The 18,144-nt window shown below is 61.2% G+C and carries 13 protein-coding genes; 10 read left to right on the top strand and 3 right to left on the bottom strand.

Going from position 1 to position 18,144, the window contains the following annotated elements; translation table 11 throughout:
• The first annotated feature begins 149 nt into the window (after positions 1–149).
• The 10 genes from EOC93_RS05845 to EOC93_RS05800 all read left to right on the top strand — a co-directional run bounded on the left by EOC93_RS05845 (position 150) and on the right by EOC93_RS05800 (position 12,808).
• Positions 150–1,721 (top strand): hypothetical protein, encoded by a 1,572-nt coding sequence (locus EOC93_RS05845; RefSeq protein ID WP_095486495.1) that lies wholly within the window; start codon positions 150–152, stop codon positions 1,719–1,721.
• A gap of 747 nt (positions 1,722–2,468) precedes the next feature.
• Positions 2,469–3,275, top strand: coding sequence for a glycosyltransferase family 2 protein (locus EOC93_RS05840; protein ID WP_095486496.1), 807 nt, complete (start codon positions 2,469–2,471; stop codon positions 3,273–3,275).
• Positions 3,275–4,420: a glycosyltransferase family 4 protein gene (locus EOC93_RS05835; RefSeq protein ID WP_095486497.1), complete on the top strand. Its 1,146-nt coding sequence runs from the start codon at positions 3,275–3,277 to the stop codon at positions 4,418–4,420. The genes EOC93_RS05840 and EOC93_RS05835 overlap by 1 nt, the downstream gene beginning before the upstream one ends.
• A gap of 5 nt (positions 4,421–4,425) precedes the next feature.
• On the top strand, positions 4,426–6,393 hold the full coding sequence (locus EOC93_RS05830; RefSeq protein WP_126102957.1) for a hypothetical protein: 1,968 nt from the start codon (positions 4,426–4,428) through the stop codon (positions 6,391–6,393).
• Positions 6,380–7,138, top strand: coding sequence for a hypothetical protein (locus EOC93_RS05825; protein WP_126102956.1), 759 nt, complete (start codon positions 6,380–6,382; stop codon positions 7,136–7,138). Before EOC93_RS05830 ends, EOC93_RS05825 begins: the two co-directional genes overlap by 14 nt.
• A 14-nt stretch (positions 7,139–7,152) precedes the next feature.
• Positions 7,153–8,430 (top strand): glycosyltransferase family 4 protein, encoded by a 1,278-nt coding sequence (locus EOC93_RS05820; protein ID WP_127204103.1) that lies wholly within the window; start codon positions 7,153–7,155, stop codon positions 8,428–8,430.
• Complete coding sequence (locus EOC93_RS05815; RefSeq protein WP_095486501.1) at positions 8,421–9,755, top strand: hypothetical protein; 1,335 nt, start codon at positions 8,421–8,423, stop codon at positions 9,753–9,755. Before EOC93_RS05820 ends, EOC93_RS05815 begins: the two co-directional genes overlap by 10 nt.
• Positions 9,756–9,989: 234 nt before the next feature.
• Positions 9,990–11,171, top strand: coding sequence for a GNAT family N-acetyltransferase (locus tag EOC93_RS05810; RefSeq protein WP_127204102.1), 1,182 nt, complete (start codon positions 9,990–9,992; stop codon positions 11,169–11,171).
• A gap of 82 nt (positions 11,172–11,253) precedes the next feature.
• A complete protein-coding gene (locus tag EOC93_RS05805; RefSeq protein ID WP_127204101.1) occupies positions 11,254–11,646 on the top strand; it encodes an FAD-dependent monooxygenase in 393 nt (130 codons plus the stop codon).
• Complete coding sequence (locus EOC93_RS05800; RefSeq protein WP_164759050.1) at positions 11,639–12,808, top strand: NAD(P)/FAD-dependent oxidoreductase; 1,170 nt, start codon at positions 11,639–11,641, stop codon at positions 12,806–12,808. Before EOC93_RS05805 ends, EOC93_RS05800 begins: the two co-directional genes overlap by 8 nt.
• A 205-nt stretch (positions 12,809–13,013) precedes the next feature.
• On the opposite strand, the gene EOC93_RS05795 is transcribed toward EOC93_RS05800, so the two are convergent.
• The 3 genes from EOC93_RS05795 to EOC93_RS05785 form a co-directional block, all read right to left on the bottom strand.
• Positions 13,014–14,948, bottom strand: coding sequence for a polysaccharide biosynthesis/export family protein (locus EOC93_RS05795; protein WP_164759049.1), 1,935 nt, complete (start codon positions 14,946–14,948; stop codon positions 13,014–13,016).
• Positions 14,949–15,647: 699 nt separating this feature from the next.
• Entirely contained in the window at positions 15,648–16,487 is an 840-nt protein-coding gene (locus EOC93_RS05790; RefSeq protein WP_127204098.1) for a response regulator transcription factor, read from the bottom strand.
• 728 nt (positions 16,488–17,215) lie between these two features.
• Entirely contained in the window at positions 17,216–17,920 is a 705-nt protein-coding gene (locus tag EOC93_RS05785) for a Crp/Fnr family transcriptional regulator (protein WP_127204097.1), read from the bottom strand.
• Between the last annotated feature and the right edge of the window lie 224 nt (positions 17,921–18,144).

The raw sequence follows: 18,144 nt of genomic DNA, 5'->3' as shown, positions 1-18,144 counted from the left end.
TATTCTCGCGCTGTGGCACGCGCCATCGCTTTCCATCTACCTCCCTGGCCCGCAGGCCCGCGGCGGAGTCTTGGTAAGGCGGATCGCCGCAGGCGGTTCTCGTCAAGCTGTGAGCCGGCGTCCTTTTGAAATCCGCGGTCAGAACAACAATGCGCATTTGCCTGAGTCTCGATCCATCGCGGCTACTTCGGTGGCACCTCTGGCTGGCAGAAGCGCTTGCTGAAGTGCCCGGCAACGAGGTCTCCTGCGCTTTGGCGGCCGGTCGCCGCCCGCTGCCGTTGACCTGCCGTCTGCTGCTCGAACTCGAACGACTGGTCTATGGCTTTCGCGGGAACGGCGCCACTGACTCCGTCGAGGCGGCGCTGCGGTCCCTGCCGCCGCCTCCGTCCGACCAAGTGGACGTGGTGATCGATTTGAGCGGAGAGGAGACGCGCCCGGCGGGGCTGCGCGTGCTGACGCCGCTCTTCAACGGCGTACCCGGCGAGATCGGCGTCATGGCGGCCGTGGCGAATGATCAGGACCTTCTCGTCGACCTGCACGACACGGCGCGCCCGTTGCGGCCGTGGATGGCCCGTCCGGCCAGTGTAGACCGTGGAGTGTTCTCAGCGAGTCTCGACAGCGTCCTCTCCTGCGCTGTGCTGCTGATCCTCAAAGTCTTGCGCGAGGAAACCGGTTCAGCTGCGTCCGGTGTCCCCGGTTCACGGACGGCCGTGCCTTCGCTTGGCGCATTTTCGGCCCTTGCAAGGGCGACCGGCACGGTTGCATCGAAGGCGATCGGGCTTTTGGACGTCCTGGCGAGGGGCGGCAGGATGTGGGGGATTGGCTGGCGCTTCGATGAATCGGCGAGCCTGCTCGACAAAGGCGAAGCGACCTTCCGGGTGCTCACCGGAAATGCCGACAGCTATCTTGCCGACCCGTTCCCGTTCCGGCACCAGGGGCAGGATTTCATCTTTGTCGAACAGTACCTCTACTCGAAGAACCGGGGGTGCATTGCGGTCGTGACAGTGAACCGGGACGGGACCGCCGGCGCATCCCGGATCGTCGTGGAGGAACCGCATCACCTCTCGTACCCGTTCCTGTTCGAGCAGGATGGGCAGATCTGGATGATCCCCGAATCGGGGGCGGCCAGGAATGTCAGCCTCTACCGGGCAGTGGAATTCCCTTACCGGTGGACGCGGGAGGCCTGCCTCATGGAAGGCATTGAGGGCTACGATACCACGCCGCTCTGCCATGCGGGCGGCTTTTGGTTTTTCGTCAGCCCAAGGCTGTGGAGGTCCACGTCCTGGGATGCCCTCAGCCTCTACCGTGCCGAGAGCCTGACCGGGTCTTGGATGCCCCATGCCGCCAACCCCGTCCTGCTCGATGCCAGGCTCAGCCGCCCCGCAGGCGCCGTCATCCGACACGGCGGACGCACGCTACGCCCGGTCCAAGACTGCGCGCGCGGTTATGGCGGCGCGGTGACGTTCTGCCAGATCGATGCGCTCGGCGTGTCGGAGTTTGCCCAGACCCCGGTCGGTCGCATTTGGTCCGGAGCGTTGGGGTGTCACACCTACAACCGCCGGTCTGGCCTGGAGGTGATCGACCTGTTCGGGCATATCCGGGGTTTGCGAGAGGTCACGACCTCCTATCGTTTGCTGGTACCCGACGCGCCGGTCTCGGGACCGCGTGGGGTCTCGGGACCGCGTGGGCAGTCCCTCTCTTGGCCGGTCTCGTCCGGCTAGCTACCCGTAGCCAGGCGGTCGAGCGCAAGGTACCCCGCCTGCGAAGGGCCGGGCGCGCTCGACCCTTCTCGGGCACAGAATAAGCTCGGAAATCACGGCCGAGTGAAGGAGCGAGCCCACCTGCACATCGCAGCTTCTGGCCAGTGGCAATGTCAGCGTTGCGCTGGACGTTCATTTCTTCGCCCCGACGGCTCGCTCAGTAGAAATTGTCGCTTGTGAGCTAGTGCCGGCCGCGGGTCGATGGATGTCCTCGCTGGCGTTGAAGGTGGCCCCAGAGGTCTAAACGGGTTTGGCAACGCTGCCAACACAGCTGCTGAAGATGATCGGTGCCGCTGCCGTGCTATCCGCGCTGGTGGTATGGGCTGGAAATAACCTGAAGGGATACCCCAAGAGAGCTAATCATCTATTGTCTTTTCCTAACCATCCATCGTCCTTCCATTTAAGATATGCATCAGTAATGCTCGCATAACAAACTAAGATTAGGGGGCTGCAAGCGTACCGATCTTCATCTCATCTTCATTTTATTATGGCCGGGAGTCCGCATATGGTTGGATCAAGCACATCCGTGGATGTGGCGGTCATTGGATCTGGCCCCCACGGCTTGTCGCTGGCCGCGCATTTGCGTGCGCGCGATGCGGAGCACCGGACGTATCACCCGGCCCATCATCTCGCCCGATACCTATCGGCAGTCCTGGCGCGCTTCCAGCCCGCCCCCTGGGTCCCATCGTACGACCTCAAAGCGCTGCCATGAACGCCCGTCTTTCCAGCATTGTCGCCCCCATCGGTGCCGCATCGCCGCCTGACCCGATCGATTTCGCGCTGCGGCGATCGTTGACTCTGCCTCGAGTCAGCTTCGTCGTCCCGACGCTCAATGAAGCCGAGAACCTCCCTTGGCTTCTGCCGCGCATCCCCAACTGGGCGCATGAGATCATTATCGTGGATGGTCGTTCGACCGACGACACGGTCGCGGTCGCGCGCCGCCTGCGCGAGGACGTGAAGGTTGTCATGGAGCCCCGTCGGGGCAAGGGCGCTGCACTGCAAGCGGGATTCCTGGCCGCCACAGGCGACATCATCGTCATGCTGGACGCCGACGGCTCCATGGTCCCGGAGGAGGCGATCGTCTTTGTAAGTGCGCTGATGGCCGGCGCGGATCTCGTCAAGGGTTCACGTTTTATCCAGGGCGCCGGCACCGACGATATGTCCCTGGTCCGGATGTTCGGCAACAGGGGGCTGACCCTTTTCGTGCGGCTGCTCTATGGCGGTTGGTACTCCGATCTATGCTACGGATACATAGCCTTCTGGACCAAACACGTCGCCACGCTGGACTGCGATTGCGATGGGTTCGAGATCGAGACGCTCATCAACGTGCGGGCCTTGAAGAACCACCTCAATATCGTAGAGGTGGCGAGCTTCGAGGCTCAGCGCATCAGCGGTGTGAGCCATCTGCGCGCCATGCCGGACGGCTGGCGCGTCCTCAAAACCATCCTGCGCGAGAGGATACACCAACAGCGCAGGCGGAGCGCGACAGCCTGTGTTGTCGGTGGACAGACCTGATGCGAATCCTGATGGTTGCCGCCCGCTGCTACCCCCTCATAGGCGGCATCGAAACTCACATCCAGGAAGTCGGCCCCCGCTTGGTAACGCTGGGCCACGCCGTCGACGTGCTCACCACCGATCCCTCGGGGGAGTTGCCGGTTGAGGAGGAGGTGCGCGGCATGCGCGTCCGGCGCGTGCGGGCCTGGCCGAGGGAGCTGGACCTCTATTTTGCGCCCCGCATTTATACCGCGATCCGGCGCGGGACTTGGGATCTGATCCATTTCCAAGGTTACAACACCTTCGTGGCGCCGATCGGACTGTTCGCGGCCGTGCGCGGGGACCTGCCGTTCATCCTGACCTTCCATAGCGGCGGGCATTCCTCCCGGCTGCGCAACACCGTGCGCGGCACGCAGCACGCGCTGCTCCGGCCTCTGGTGGCCCAGGCCGCGCGGCTGATTGGCGTCTCCGAATTCGAAGCCAGCTTCTTCAGCGGGAGGATGGGCGTGCCACGGGAGCGGTTTGTCGTTATCCCGAACGGCGCCGCGATGCCAGCTCCGAGCCCCGGCATCAAGGTCGATCCGCACCTGATCGTCTCGGGCGGCAGGCTGGAGCGCTACAAGGGCCATCACCGGGTGATTGGGGCCTTGCCCGAACTGATCCGCAGGGTGCCAGACGCGCGACTGCACGTCGTCGGTACAGGCCCGTATGAGAGAGAGTTGCGGCGCCTCGTCGCGATGCTAGGCCTCGAGAAGCGGGTCACCATTGCGGGTATCGCCGGATCCGAGCGGCAGAAAATGGCAGACCTTCTGGCGAGGGCTGCGCTGTTCGTGCTGTTCAGCGACTACGAAGCCCATCCGATCGCCGTAATGGAAGCCCTGTCGCTGCGCCGTCCGGTCCTTGTCAGCGACACGTCCGGTCTGCGGGAGCTGGCCGCCAAGGGCCTGTGCCGGGCGATTCCGCCCAACGCCGGTCCGAAAGAGTTGGCCGCCGCCATGGCCGACGAGCTAAAGGCCCATCGGGAGGTCCCGGATTTGGCGCTACCGGACTGGGATGCCTGCGCTCAAGTGCTGAGCGACGTTTATTGTGATGTCCTGAGCAGCCGATCCGTGGTCCGCTTGCCCCCCGGCGGCGTGATGTCGTGGCCTCCTGCGACGGGGGTATGAGGCTGATGATGCCGGCTCATTTCACCGCGGGAACCAGGATCAACCCGCTCCGGGCCGGGATACGATTCGTCTCGGCCGTTATCGGCCCCGACCTTCGCGACGGCGGCGCCGATGCCCCGTCGCAACGCGCCAATTCCGGGTGGATCGCGGTTCTATGCCTGACGATCGCCACGGCTCTACTCCTGGTCGTGGCCGGGCACGCGGCCGGGCGCCGGGGCTATGACGTGGCGCCGCTGCTCTTCTGGTCCGGTGTCGTCCTCCTGGTCGTTCCGACCAGCCTTCGCATCACCTGGCCGATGGTAGCCCGGGGTGAGCGCTTGTTCCTCCTGTTTCTGCTTGCCGAAGCCCTGTTCTACTACAAGACGGTCTATTCCCCGACGAGCTTCATCAATCACGACGAGTTCTTGCACTGGATCGCAGCCGACGATCTTATGACGGCCCGCCGGCTATTTCTGTCCAACCCGCTTTTCCCAATCGGGCCAACGTATCCCGCCCTGGAAATCCTGACGACGGCGATCGTCAATCTGACGGGCTTGCCATTGTTTGCGGCGGGGACTCTATTGTTGGCCGTCCTCAGGGGCACGTTCATCGGTGCCCTGTTTCTGTTCTTCGAAAGCATCACCGGATCGCCGCGCATCTCGGCCATCGCCTGCCTGGCCTATATGGGCTGCTCAACCTTCGTCCTGTTCGAGTCGATGTTCTCCTACGAGAGCCTCGGCATCGTGCTGTGCGTGCTGGCCTTCGCGGTCGAAGCAGCGTCCAAGGATCTCGTCGGGCGACCGAGACTGAAGGCGCTCGGGCTGATTGCCTTGCTGTTGGCGAGCCTCGCGGTCACGCACCACCTCTCGGCCACTTTCACCGCCACCTACTTCGGAGCGCTGGCGGCCCTCGAGGCTTTGCGCCGGCAGGGGCCCTTGCGGATTGGGGCCAGGACCGCCGCGGGCTTCACGGCGCTTCTGGCTATAGCCCTGCCGTCCCTTTGGGTGCAGGCCCGTGGCATCCCTCTCACAGGCTATCTCGGCCCGATGGTCGAATCCGGCTTCGACACATTGCTCGGGAAGATCCTGGGCGCGCCCACTCCACGGTCGGAGTACCCCGGAGCGCCGGACAAGGCCCTCTACATGCGGCTGACCACCTTGCTGGCGATCCTGCTGTTGGCACTCGGCCTGGCAACGGGATTCTTTCGGTCGCTGGCCATGGCAGCGCCGAGTGGTGCGCGGTCGGGTTGGCGTCCGATCCGGGACATTCTCAAACGCCGCTGGCGCGACAGCCGCCTCGTGCTCCTCGCCTTGCTGGCTTTCGGGCTCCCAGTCTCGGTGGCCTTCCGACTGACCATCGCCGGATGGGAAATCGGCAACCGCATGGGAACGTTCGTGTTCATCGCCGTCGGGCTGGTCGTCGCGGTGAGCATCGTCCACTTCTGGCAGGGCCGCACGCCACGCGGGTGGCGCCGCATCGCACCGGCCGTCGCTCTGGCGGTCATCGTCCTGGGCGGCGTCGCGAGCTCTACGATTAATCCGATCCATGGGCGCTACAGGGTGGCGGCAGATCAGGCATCAATCGAGCCCATGGGGATCGAAACGGCACGCTGGGCCAAGGAATGGCTCGGTGCCGGCAACCGCTTCACCTCCGACCGCATCAACCGCCTTCTGCTTGCGAGCTACGGCCGGCAGGACGTGAGGGTCAGGATCATCGAAGGCGTCTATTCCGCGCGCATATTCGAGGCCGAGACATTGGGGCCCGACGAGTTTTGGGCCTTGGCGCGAAGCGACATCGATTTCCTGATGATTGACCTACGCCTGACGACGGCTCCCCCGGTGCTCGGCTTCTACTTCGAGCCGTGGCAACGGCAGGGAACGCCGCTCTCGGGCGCAGAGCTGCTCAAGTTCAATGACATCAAGGGCGTCACCCGCATCTACGACAACGGCTGGATCGTCATCTATGACGTGAGAGGATTGCATGAGAATTTGTAGCAAGCTGGACCTTCTGGCCGCGTGCCTGTGGGCGGGGGCCGCGGTGGCGGCTGTTGCGGTCAGCGACAGCTTGCTCATCCGTACTGCCCTGGGCGCGCCCATGGTGTTCCTCGTCTCGGGCCACACGGTGCTGCGGGCCATTGGCGTGAGGACCGGCTCCGCGTTGCAACACTTCGTCTACGCGGTCGGAGCAAGCCTCGCCGCCGGCATCGCCGGGGGATTTGCCCTGAACGCCGCGGGCTCCCTTACGCCGCTCGGCTGGGCGCTGTGGTTCTGGGCCGTGACGGCCGCCGCGGCACTGGTGGCCGCCGGCCGCCGCGACACTCCCGATCTGCCAGCCTGGCCGGCTCCGGCGCGGGTCCGGCTCTGGCAGGGGGCCGCGTTCATGCTAGCGCTGCTTGTGGCGACCGGAGCCTATGCGCTGGCCGTCCGGGACGAAGCGGCCTACCGGGAATTCAAATACACCGCGTTCTGGTTGTTGCCGTCGGCAAGTGGCGAGTCCGGCCGGATCACCGTCGGCATCAGGAGCGCCGAGACTCAACCTCAGCTGTTCGACCTGGAAATCACCCTCGACGGGCAACCGTTCGCCATCTTCCGATCGCTCACCATCGCGCCGGGCGAGACCTGGGCGCGGGAGATCCCGGTGCCCGTCTTAGCCACCCCGCAGAAGGCAGATGCCCGGCTCTATCGGCCGGAAGACAACCGACTCTATCGCAGCGTTTCGACGCTGGTGCCGCACATCTGAAACGGAGCCCGACCATGCGCATCCTGCTACTGTCGCAGTTCTATCCTCCGGTGATCGGGGGAGAGGAGCGGCACGTCCGCAACCTCGGCGCGGCGTTGGCGCAGCGGGGCCATCACGTGAGCGTCGGCACCTTTATGCATCCCGGATCGCCCGAAACCGAGCTGGACGGCGCGGTCCGCGTGCACCGCCTGCGCGGCACACTCCAGCGCCTGTCAGACCTCCACAGCGATCCCGAGCGCCGCCACGCACCACCCTTCCCGGATCCCGAACTGGTGCTAGCCCTGAGGCGGCTGGTCGCCCGGGAGGAGCCGGACATCGTCCACGCCCATAACTGGATCTACGCGTCCTTCCTGCCGCTCAAAGTTCTGAGTGGGGCACGCCTCGTGGTTACGCTCCACGATTACGGCCTTGTCTGCGCCAAGAAGAACTTCATGCACTTGGGCACCCATCTCTGCGGTGGCCCAGCACTGGCGAAGTGCGTGCCCTGCGCTGCCGGGCATTACGGGGCCGTGAAGGCAGCCGTGACCACGTTTGGCAACTGGGGGTCGAGCTTCGCCGCCCGGCGTGTGGTGGACCGTTTCATCGCGGTGAGCCACGCGGTGGCGCGTCACAACGGCCTGACCCAAGGCCGCGCGCCCTACGAGGTCATCACCAATTTCGTGCCCGACGATGTCGAGGTGCTTGGCCCGGAAGATCCCTGCCTGCGGGAGCTACCCGGGGATGGATTCATCCTGTTCGTCGGCGATATGATGCGCCTCAAGGGCATTGACGCTCTCCTGCAAGCCTATGCCGACCTCGAGCGCGCGCCTCCGCTGGTCCTGATCGGGCGCCCGCTCGCCGATACACCGACTGAGTTTCCGCCGAACGTCCATGTGTTCACCATGTGGCCTCATTCCGCCGTCATGCACGCATGGCGGCGCTCACTGTTCGGCGTGGCGCCATCGGTCGGGCTGGAACCCTGTGCGACCGTCATCATGGAAGCGATGGCGTCCGGCAAGGCCGTCGTCGCAACCGACGTCGGCGGCATGCCCGATATGATCGATCACGGCGAAACGGGGCTTCTCGTGCCGCCCGGTGATGCGTCAGCCTTGGCCCACGCGATGCAGACACTTCTGGAGGACCGCGCCTTGCTTGCCCGCCTGGAGGCGACAAGCCTCGCCAGGGTTGGGCGCCTCAAGGCCGGAGCGGTCGTGACCCGGATCGAGCAGGTCTACCGGGACGTCCTGCGCCCAGCCGCCAGCAGGTCCGCGGTGCCGGCGCACCAAGGTTCGGGAGAGCCATCATGCCGGTAGGCCTCGTCGGGACGGCCACTATTCGCGCCCGACGAGAGCTTCGAAAGAGCGCCGCGCTCGTTCTGAATTCCGGCGCTCTGGCGATCGGAACGATTGCAGCGGCCGGTCTTGGGTTTGTCTATTGGTGGCTCGCCGCCCGGCTGTTTCCGCCGGAGGTGATCGGCAAGGCCTCCGCCCTCCTGTCCGTGATGGGCCTCGTCGGTCTGCTGGGGGAGGCCGGGCTGGGGACCTTGCTGATGGGCGAGATCGTCCGGCATCCCGGCAAGGAGCGCGGCCTCGTGGCCGCAGCAGCGTCCGTCGGGGTGGCGCTGACGGTCGGCCTGGCCTTGTTGTTTGTCTTCGAGGAGGCGCACCTCAATAGCTCGACCGGGCTGATCGGCGGCTGGTTCGTGGGCGCTGCGTTCGTCCTCGGCTGCGGCCTGACTGGTCTCAGCATGGTGGGCGATCAGGCGCTCGTCGGCCACTTGCGGAGCAGCGGCAAGATGATCCGGCAGGTGCTGTTCTCCGTGGTCAAGCTGATGCTGATCGCCGCCCTCGCGGCTGCCGGCTACGCCTCCAATGCCGCGATTCTTCTGTCGTGGGTGGCCGCGTTGCCGGCGTCCTGGATCGGCTTTGATCTCCTGACCCGGGGCGGTGCGCGTCGCCTCGTTGGGCGCCCCGATTTCCGGCTGCTCCATACGCTTCGGCGCAAGGTATTCGGTCACTACGCGCTCGATGTGGCCGCACAGGCCCCGGGCGTCATCATGCCCTACCTTGTGCTGGTTCTCCTGTCGCCGACCACCAATGCCGCCTTCGTGCCGTTGTGGATGCTGGTCTCCATGGCCTCCTTGATTCCCGCAGCCATGGCCACGGTGCTGTTCCCCGTGGTCAGAGCAAGCCCGAAACAATCCAGGCACGATATCCTTTTGTCGCTGACGGCGTCATTGCTCTTCTCACTGGTCTGCGCCGCCTTCATCTTCACCTATTCGCAGGAGATCCTTGCGGTCTTCAATCCCGTCTATCCTGAGATCGCCGGTTCGAGCCTGCGCTTCCTCGGCTTCAGCCTGTTGGGATCAACGCTCAAATTTCATGCCTGTACGCTGGCGCGGTTGCGCGACAGGATGCGCAAGGCATCTCGCTGGTTCGCGCTTGGCGGATTGCTGGAGCTGTGCTTCGTGGTCGCGGGGGCGAAGCTTGATGGACTTCAAGGCCTGGTCCTAGGCTGGACGCTCGCCGTCAGCATCGAGGGTGCATGTGCGGCCCTGATTTTGGCCTTCGCGATGAAACTGGATTCTGCCGCCGGCCCCGCGCACGAACGACCGACCGCGTCGCCGCTCCAGACTTGAGGAGACACCGATCATGGCGCCGGGTTATCGACCGCAATTGGATGGCCTGCGGGCCATCGCGGCCGGACTCGTCGGCGTCGAGCACTTCGGCGGGCCGTGGGTCAGGTCCGCCCCGACCCGGTGATCCCTATAGTTCGATCGGCGACCCGGACAAGGCACGCTAGCTTTTGGGATTTCAACCAGAACATCTCTAGCAGCAGACTGGCTAAAACCTTTGTTACATAGGCACACCCAATGACGACGGCGAATATTGCTCTGCAAATCTTCACCGATATGGACGCGGTGGAAGCTCAGTGGAGAACATTAGAGCAGCATGCGGATTGTACCGTATTCCAATTGTTTGATTGGCAGATGGAATGGTATCGCCACATCGGCTCCAGAGAGAAACTGATTCCGGTGATCGTGCTGGGTCTCGACGATACCGGCGCGGCGATTTTTATTCTGCCATTGGCGATCGAACGCCATGGTCTGATCCGCCGGCTTGTCTGGTTTGGATCGGAATTGTGCGATTATAATTCGCCCATTCTGGCGATAAACTTTAGCGATCACGTGAAACCTGGGCAATTCGGCCGCCTGTGGAAAGACATAATTCGGGCGATTCAAAACTATCCTCAACTTCGTTTCGACGCTGTTGAACTTTACAATATGCCTAGTGTTGTCGGCTCTCAACCTAATCCCTTTCTCGACTTGCCAGTCTTGCTGGCTAATTGCGCCGGACATGTCGCAACCCTCCCGGAAGCGAACTGGGATCGGTTTTATGCGTCAAAGTTTTCGAATTCGACGCTGCATACCCACCGGCGCAAAGCCAAAAACCTCGCCAAGCAAGGTGGCGGGGCGGTTCGCTTTGTAGACGTGCAAGATCAGGCCGAGATCGAGTGCACCATTGCAAAGCTGATCGAACAAAAACGGAGCAGCTATGCCCGAATGGGTGTTCATGATATGTTCGAACGTCCGGGTTTTCGCGAATTTTATTTGGCGATTGTCGCCAATCCTCGGTTGCGCGAGGTCATCCATGTCACGCGGCTGGATTTGGATGGGATTCCGGTGGCGACGGGTCTGGGTCTCCAGTTAAATTCCAGTTATTCACTGGTGATGTCGAGTTATCAGGAGGAGTTCGCCAAATACAGTCCCGGGCGTCAGCATATTCAGGAAATTATGCAATATGCCATTGGCCAAAAGATGCAGAAATTCGATTTTACGATCGGCGACGAGCCCTATAAGCTTGCATGGTCTGATATCAATTCGCTTTTGTTTTTCCATTTCGATAGCAGAACTTTGCGCGGTCGTATTTTAGTTGCGATGCGAATGGCGATACATCGCATGGATACATGGTATAATCAAACGCCGTTATTAAAGCCACCGCTGCGGCAAGTTCTTCGTAAGACAATACGATCTTTGCATCGCATGTTTCTCTGACCGGCCGATCACGAGTTTTTGATCTCGGCGTGGGGATGCAATCATCGAGCTTCGCGAAAGAGTATAGTATAATGCGATTACTTTGCTGGAGACGATGATGTATAGCGCAGATACTGGGATTGTCGGCGGCGGTCTGGGGGGCTCCGTCGCCGCCGCGACGCTCGGGCGAGCCGGATTCTCGGTCGTCCTGATTGACGTGCATCATCCCTATCCGGAGGATTTTCGCTGCGAGAAAATTGAGGAGAAGCACTTCAAGTTGCTTCGCGAGACTGGCGGGTTGATGGAGGGCATTGTTGCCGCGTCAACGCTGGTCACCGAACTGTGGATTGCGCGGTTTGGTCGCGTGATAAACAAGCGCCCCTGGTTTGGTTTTGCAGCAAAAGACGGAGTCTTGAATTTTCTTCGACACCGTTTGGTTCGCTGTCATGATCGTGTTGTCAATGAAGTGGTGGGCGAAGGAGCGGGAATTGAATAATATTGATGTAGCGGTCCTCGGGGGTGGTACCGCCGGCTCGTTAGCCGCTGCGATGCTTGGCCGGATGGAGATTTCGACCATCCTTGTTGATATCCATCAGGTTTATCCAGTGGAGTTTCGCTGCGAAAAACTCGATGGCGATCAAGTCGACTTGCTCAAAAAAACCGGGCTGGTGGATGCCGTATTGGCGGCTGCGACACCGATGACTGAGATATGGGTGGCCCGCCACGGTTATGTCATCGGCAAAAAGCATGGGAAACACGGCGAGCCCTGCGAATATGGGGTGGCTTATGAGGATTTGGTAAATGTTATTCGCCGCCAGATTCCAGATAGTGTCCAATTCATCTGCGCCAAAGTGACCAAAATAACGACGAGTTCCGACCGGCAGGAGATTACCCTGTCAAATGGTGACACATGGTCGACCCGATTGATTGTGGTGGCGACCGGCTTAAACAATGTCGTCCGGGGTGCGATCACGCGATCCGAGATCAGCAAATGCCACTCGATCAGTGTTGGTTTTGATCTCACCTCTAAAGCTGGTTTCAAATTTCAAGCTTTAACGTATTTTGCGGAAAAGCCAGGGCCTATGGGTTACGTGAGCATGTTTCCGATTGGTTCAAGAATGCGCGCCAATGTGTTCGTCTACCATGGTGATATACGCCATCCGTGGTGTCAGGAAGTGCGCACATCGCCGTTATCTGCATTGTATGCGGCAATGCCCCGATTGAAGCGTCTCCTCGGTGATGCTGTCGTGTCAAGCGATATTCAAATTCGACCCGTTGATCTTTACGCCGCGCAGAATCACGAACAGCAACCCGGTCTGGTATTGGCCGGTGACAGTTTTGCTACCAGCGATCCGGCGGCGGGTACCGGTCTCAATAAAGTGCTAACCGATGTTGATCGGTTATGCCATCATATTCCGACATGGTTAGCCACGCCCGGAATGGGCGTCGAGAAAATTCAGACGTACTACAGTGATCCCGTCAAAGTTGCCTGTGATGAATGGTCGCTTGCTGAAGCATCTTACAACCGATCACTGGCGTCCGATACAACGCTTTTATGGCGTATTCGTCGGATGGGCAGGATTGGTCTCGACATGATGGGGATCTCGATCCCACAACTTCGCTTGGCGGCAAGCGGAGTTCGTTGGGGAGCAGGCTGAACTTGGCGGTATCGACAGCGTTGTTGGTCTTCATGCCGCGTCTGCCGCCTGCGCGGGCCGAAGCCGCTTCGTCGCGGCGAAGGCCCGTCAGGCTGGCGCCGATCAGGGCTTTCGACGTTCCAAGACCAGGCTTAGAAAGTAGTGACCGCATCAACTGGCACGCATCACTGGCAGAAGCCATTCTGGCAGGAGACAAGCAGCCACATCAATTCGGATCGATCCTCTCCTCCCTCACCACGCGGGCAGGGTCGACGTCGCTTGGGTTGCACGCGGCAGGCAAGCTCTCGCAGGTCGGCGACAAGGTCGGGACCGACGAATCGGCCGGTTCTCTTGGCTCGCTTTCGCCCACGATGATGTTGACGAGGTCGCCTGGCTGCAACAGGGTCATCCCAACGGTCTCGATGCTGACCGGCCCGGCTGCCGATTGCCGCACGATTTGATAAATTACGCTGTTTGCGTCCTTCGCAAATTGGGCGCGGGGCACCGGCAACGTGTAAAGGATGCCTTCGCTGGCGTTCAACTCGCGCACATTGGCCGCGATCTGGCTCTCCGCGGTCTCGATCTCGACCTCCAGATCGTTCCTGAGGTCGGCCCGGGTCCGCAACACCTCAGACTCTAACCAAGCGAGGCGCTGGTTGGCGCTCGCGTACTGGTTAAGGGCGTCCTGCCGACGCTGTTCCGCGTCGGACAACTCACTCTGGATCTGAGCCATCACCGTCATGCTGAGAACTTTGCGGTCCACGAGCGTGCGCATGCTGTTGACGCGCTCCTGGCGCAGCTTGACCAATTCGTCGAGCGACTCCATGCGCCTATAAGCGACAACATCCTGCCTGGCCGCCTCCAGCGCCCGCAGGCTCGCGCGCTCGCGATCCTTGCGGGCCGTGGCGACGGCCTTGCGCCGGTCGCTCTGCTCGTTGACGAGGTTAGCAGCTTCGGTCGCGCCGGCCAGCTCCAGCAACTGGCGCGGGATAGTGGGTGCCGTGCCGTCGCGCTCGGCCTTCAGCACCGCAGCGCGCGCGAGCAACTTCAACATCGCATCGATCGCCGCGCTCCGCTTCTGGGTCTCACGCACGGTTTCGATCTTCTGCCACGGTTCGCTCTCGGCCCGGTCGAGTCCGCCGGCCAGCGCGATCGCATGCAGGATCGTCATGCCGGCCGCATACTTGAACGAGCCTGGATTCTTGACCGGCCCCAGCACGTAAATGGGTGGGCGCTCCAGCGGCAGGATGTTCACCAGTCCCTCGCGGCCCAGCAGTTGATTGAAGGTTTCCACCAGGTCGGCCTGTACCTGTTGCGTCGACCGGTTGGCGACCGGAATGGAGCCAAGCAAGGGCACGGAAATCGTGCCGTCCTCTTGGATAATATATTCGCCGCTCAGTTCCGGACGCTGCAGGATGCCGTGCAAGGCAGAGGACGCGCGCCCCCACTTGTCTTCCTCGACGTCGACGCGCTCGTAGAACGTGACCTTGAGGCGGTCGCCGATGCCAAACAGGGCTCCGGTTGGCACGCCTGGCGCATTGCTGAGGGTTTTGGAGCCCTCGGCACTGGTGGGGACGGCAGGGACGACGCTCCGCTCGACCAACGCCGCGGCGGACGCATCCGGTCCCGTGCTGAGAGTTTTGGGGGGCTCGGCACTGGTGGGGACCGCAGGGACGGCGCTCTGTTCGACCGGCGCCGCCGCAGCCGGTCCCGACACGATCGCACGAGAGGGTTCGGCCGTGGCTTGGACCGGTTGTCCTTGCCAGCTATCGATAGCAGCAGACACCTTCTGCACCACGGCTCCGGAGGCATCCTCGACCTTCTGCATCACGGCTCCGGAGGCATCCGCGACCTTCTGCACCACGGCTCCGGAGACATCCGCGGCCTTGTGCACCACGGCGCCGGAGACATCCTCGGCCTTCTGCATCACGGCTCCGGAGGCATCCGCGACCTTCTGCACCACGGCTCCGGAGACATCCGCGGCCTTGTGCACCACGGCGCCGGAGACATCCTCGGCCTTCTGCATCACGGCTCCGGAGATATCCTCGATCTTCTGCATCACGGGTCCGGAAACAACCTCGACGGCCGGCCAGTTTCCGATCGCGGCCCCTCCCAGGGCGGCGACCCCGCAGAGCCCAAAGGCAAGCAGGACGGCCTTCATTCCCCTGCGGCGAGCCGCCCGTGACGAAGGAGCGACGGGGTCGGAATTGTATTTTGTATCCATGGCCATGGCGCGTGGCTTTCAATGGCGGCCATCCCGTCCCGAACTGGTCAAGCACGGGTCGACGGGCACGGCTCTGCCTTATCGTGACCCTTCGCCGCCAGCGGCACAACTATCCCTTTGTGGGCACTCCTTCCGGATAAAGCGCGGCCTTCGTCCAATAGCCAGACTGCTGCGCTGCAGGAGAACTTGTTTGATGGCAAACGGGACAAAAGCGATCGAACGCAACGAAGAGGCGGAAATCTTGGTTTACCGACGCAGCGCCTCGAACCGTCTGCGGCTCCGGCATGCATTCGCAGGATGGCTGGGCTGTTTCCAACTTCATCATCGAGGTGAGGTAACCATAGCGGACCTGGCCCCGCCTCATATTCCTTTCGTCAGCTCTCACGTCCTCGGCCGAAGCCCGTGCCGCTTGGACAACGCTACCGCGTCGCGCACGTCCCGCCGACGCAGGAACAGACGACAACGCTTGCCGCATGATTTGAGGAAAACCGATCGGAGACGGCCCGCTGCCAGTACAAACGGCGCACCTCCTTCGCTGCCACCGCCGAGGGTGATTTGAACCTGGACGTTCTTGATCGCGGAGCCTCGTATCAGGGTGAGGCTTGGCAAGTGAATGCACCAGCCCGAATGACGATATCAAGGCAGGGAAGCGGGTCTCATTGAATGAATATTATCGAGAAAGTGGTACCCCTTTTGTGCCTTAAGTAGATCTTGCGGATGGTGAGACGGTTGAGTTGCTATCTTTTCGTTCCCTGACGGGCCATTGCCAGACGCGGGAGTAAGCATGCCATGGTTCATCGCCCAAACTGCAGCCTGTGTACGGTTGCGGACCCGGATCTTTCGGAGGATGGCCTTGACGTGTACCTTCACCGTAGCTTCGGCAATGTTGATCTCGCGCGCGATGGCTTTGTTAGACTCCCCTTCGATTAAGCGACGTAGAATACAGTTTTCCCGATTCGACAAAATTGATAGTTCTTGATCCTCATTCTCCAATTTAACAACCACCTTTGTTAACTCATCAGCTACCGCGTCAGGTTTCAGATCATGCCTTATATCTTGAATCGCTGTTGAAGTCTCGGCAGGTAACACCGTCTGCCCTAGCATAACCAATTCGAGAGCTTTGATGAAGGTGTCGTAAGCAGCGATTTTTATCAAATACCCGTCTGCCCCCGCACGAAAAGCTGAAACTATATCGGTCGATCGACAGTGATCGGCTAGCGCGACGACATGGCTGGTCGGATAAATCGCTTTGAATTCTGCAATTTGTGCGAATTCAGCACCCGCATCAGTACCGCCGACATCTATGATGAGCAAGATGGGCCGGTGCTGGGCTAGCGGCTTCTGCAGAAGGTCGTGAACACAAGCCGCAGAGAAAAGGACACGAAACTTTGCCGCATTCAGGATTCGACTAAGGCCTTCTCGGAGTAACTCGCTCGGCCCGACAAGTACTGTTATAAAAGATTGTCTTGTCATCATTGCCTCTCGCTCCGGCGCGATTGAGGTACACGCGTCGAGTAGGGCACTCCACGCGCCAACCGCACTCGATGCCCCCCGGTTTGAGTCTCTTGCAGTTCCTCACTCCCTCCTTGGCGAGAACAGGTTGGGCAGTGTAAGACCTATTTATAAGCAGTCTCTAACATAGGTTGCTTTTTCGGTAAATTTTGCCGGCAACGGACGCCAAACTGGAACCCTAGGCGCTGCAATCTGCCTGAAGACGCAAGTGTGGGACGGCTTAGCCATCTCAAGCCTCAGGAGTTGAACGAGGATGGTGCCTGCGGCGATTGCAGCGATAGGCGAGGATTCCTGAAGGCGGTGGGTTGGCACGGTCAGGTCGCAGCGCTCTGATATCGTTGCCCAACGCTTTGGTGTGAGAACACCCGATGGATCTGCCGCAATGTGTGAGCCACTTGCACTTATTCTGCGGCACGCTCTCGCCGCGCGATAGGCCGTGTCGCCGTCGGTCATGATGGTCGGGCCTTTTGCATATTGCTCAACACAGACGAGGTTAAGTTCCGCTCGGCCCGTCCTTCACCGCACGCCGGATGCGGATACCCTGTGGTCGAGATATATCAGCGCCCCGCCAGGCCGCGCACGACCAGTCGTCCGGAAACATTTGGCTGGAACTGGTCCAGCGACGGCCTAGGGTCGTCTTCCTGCGGAAAATTTGCTAATGGCCCATGCGCTGCCGCTCCAGGAGATAGCTGTTACCTGAGATACTCGTTGTCGAATCCGGCTATTTCGACCAGCTTCCTGCGGTTGATCACCTGTACATGGCCTGCCTTGAAAGAGACGAGATCGGCCTTGCGGAGTTCCCCCAACGTTCGGTTGACGTGAACGGTGGTCATTCCGAGGATGTCGGCCAAGTCGTATTGCGTAAGGGGACACTCATATCTTCCATGGGCCGACAAGCCAACCATGGAGAGCCTCTCCTCCAACTCGAGCAGGAAATGGGCGGTGCGGCTCATCGCGGTCCGCCGCCCGGTATTCATGAGATGTTCGGCAAGGATGGCGTTCAGGCGGGCCAGGGAGCAGGCGATCTTCTTCCCGAGACGGCCTTCCGACAAGATGGCCTCGACAAGTTCCTTACTGGAAATTTCATAAACCGTTAGTTCGGTTATGGACGCCAGCGATGCTAAACGTGGTCCGTCCACAGAACGGAAACCGACAAGGTCCCCCGTGAGGGGAGTGTCGATGATCTGCCGTTCTCCGTCCGGCAGCCCATGGTAAAGGATGGCCCAACCCGATTTTACGATGAATATCTCATCGTTGCCGTCATCCTGGCGGCCTATCACCGAATGGGGTTTGTAGATTTTTGCGGTAACACCGAGAAAATCGTTATTCCCCCAATCGTTCTTCGACAATGTCCGCCCTATGGGATGCGAGCGCATGAACTGCCATAGCGTCTGCATGAAGAATCGCGAGGTTGCCCCTGTTTCAGCACAATAATTGCCCCCGACGAGTTCGACAGAACGATCTCCTACCGTAGGGGCAGGCTGGCCCACTGTCCTCGTCTGTTTGAATGAGGCAAATTGCGCTTAGATCAAGGTGTTGCAAGCATCAGGCGGTTAAGGCTCCCGGCTTGTCTCGGGTCACTCGCTCTTTGCTCGCTCGGCGGCGTGGCGGTTGCCGGCGC

Origin of the sequence: Mesorhizobium sp. M6A.T.Ce.TU.002.03.1.1, from assembly GCF_003997275.1 — a bacterium.
GTDB lineage: Bacteria > Pseudomonadota > Alphaproteobacteria > Rhizobiales > Rhizobiaceae > Mesorhizobium > Mesorhizobium mediterraneum.
Note: the sequence above shows the minus strand (reverse complement) of the source record. Positions and strands in the feature narration are given on the sequence as shown.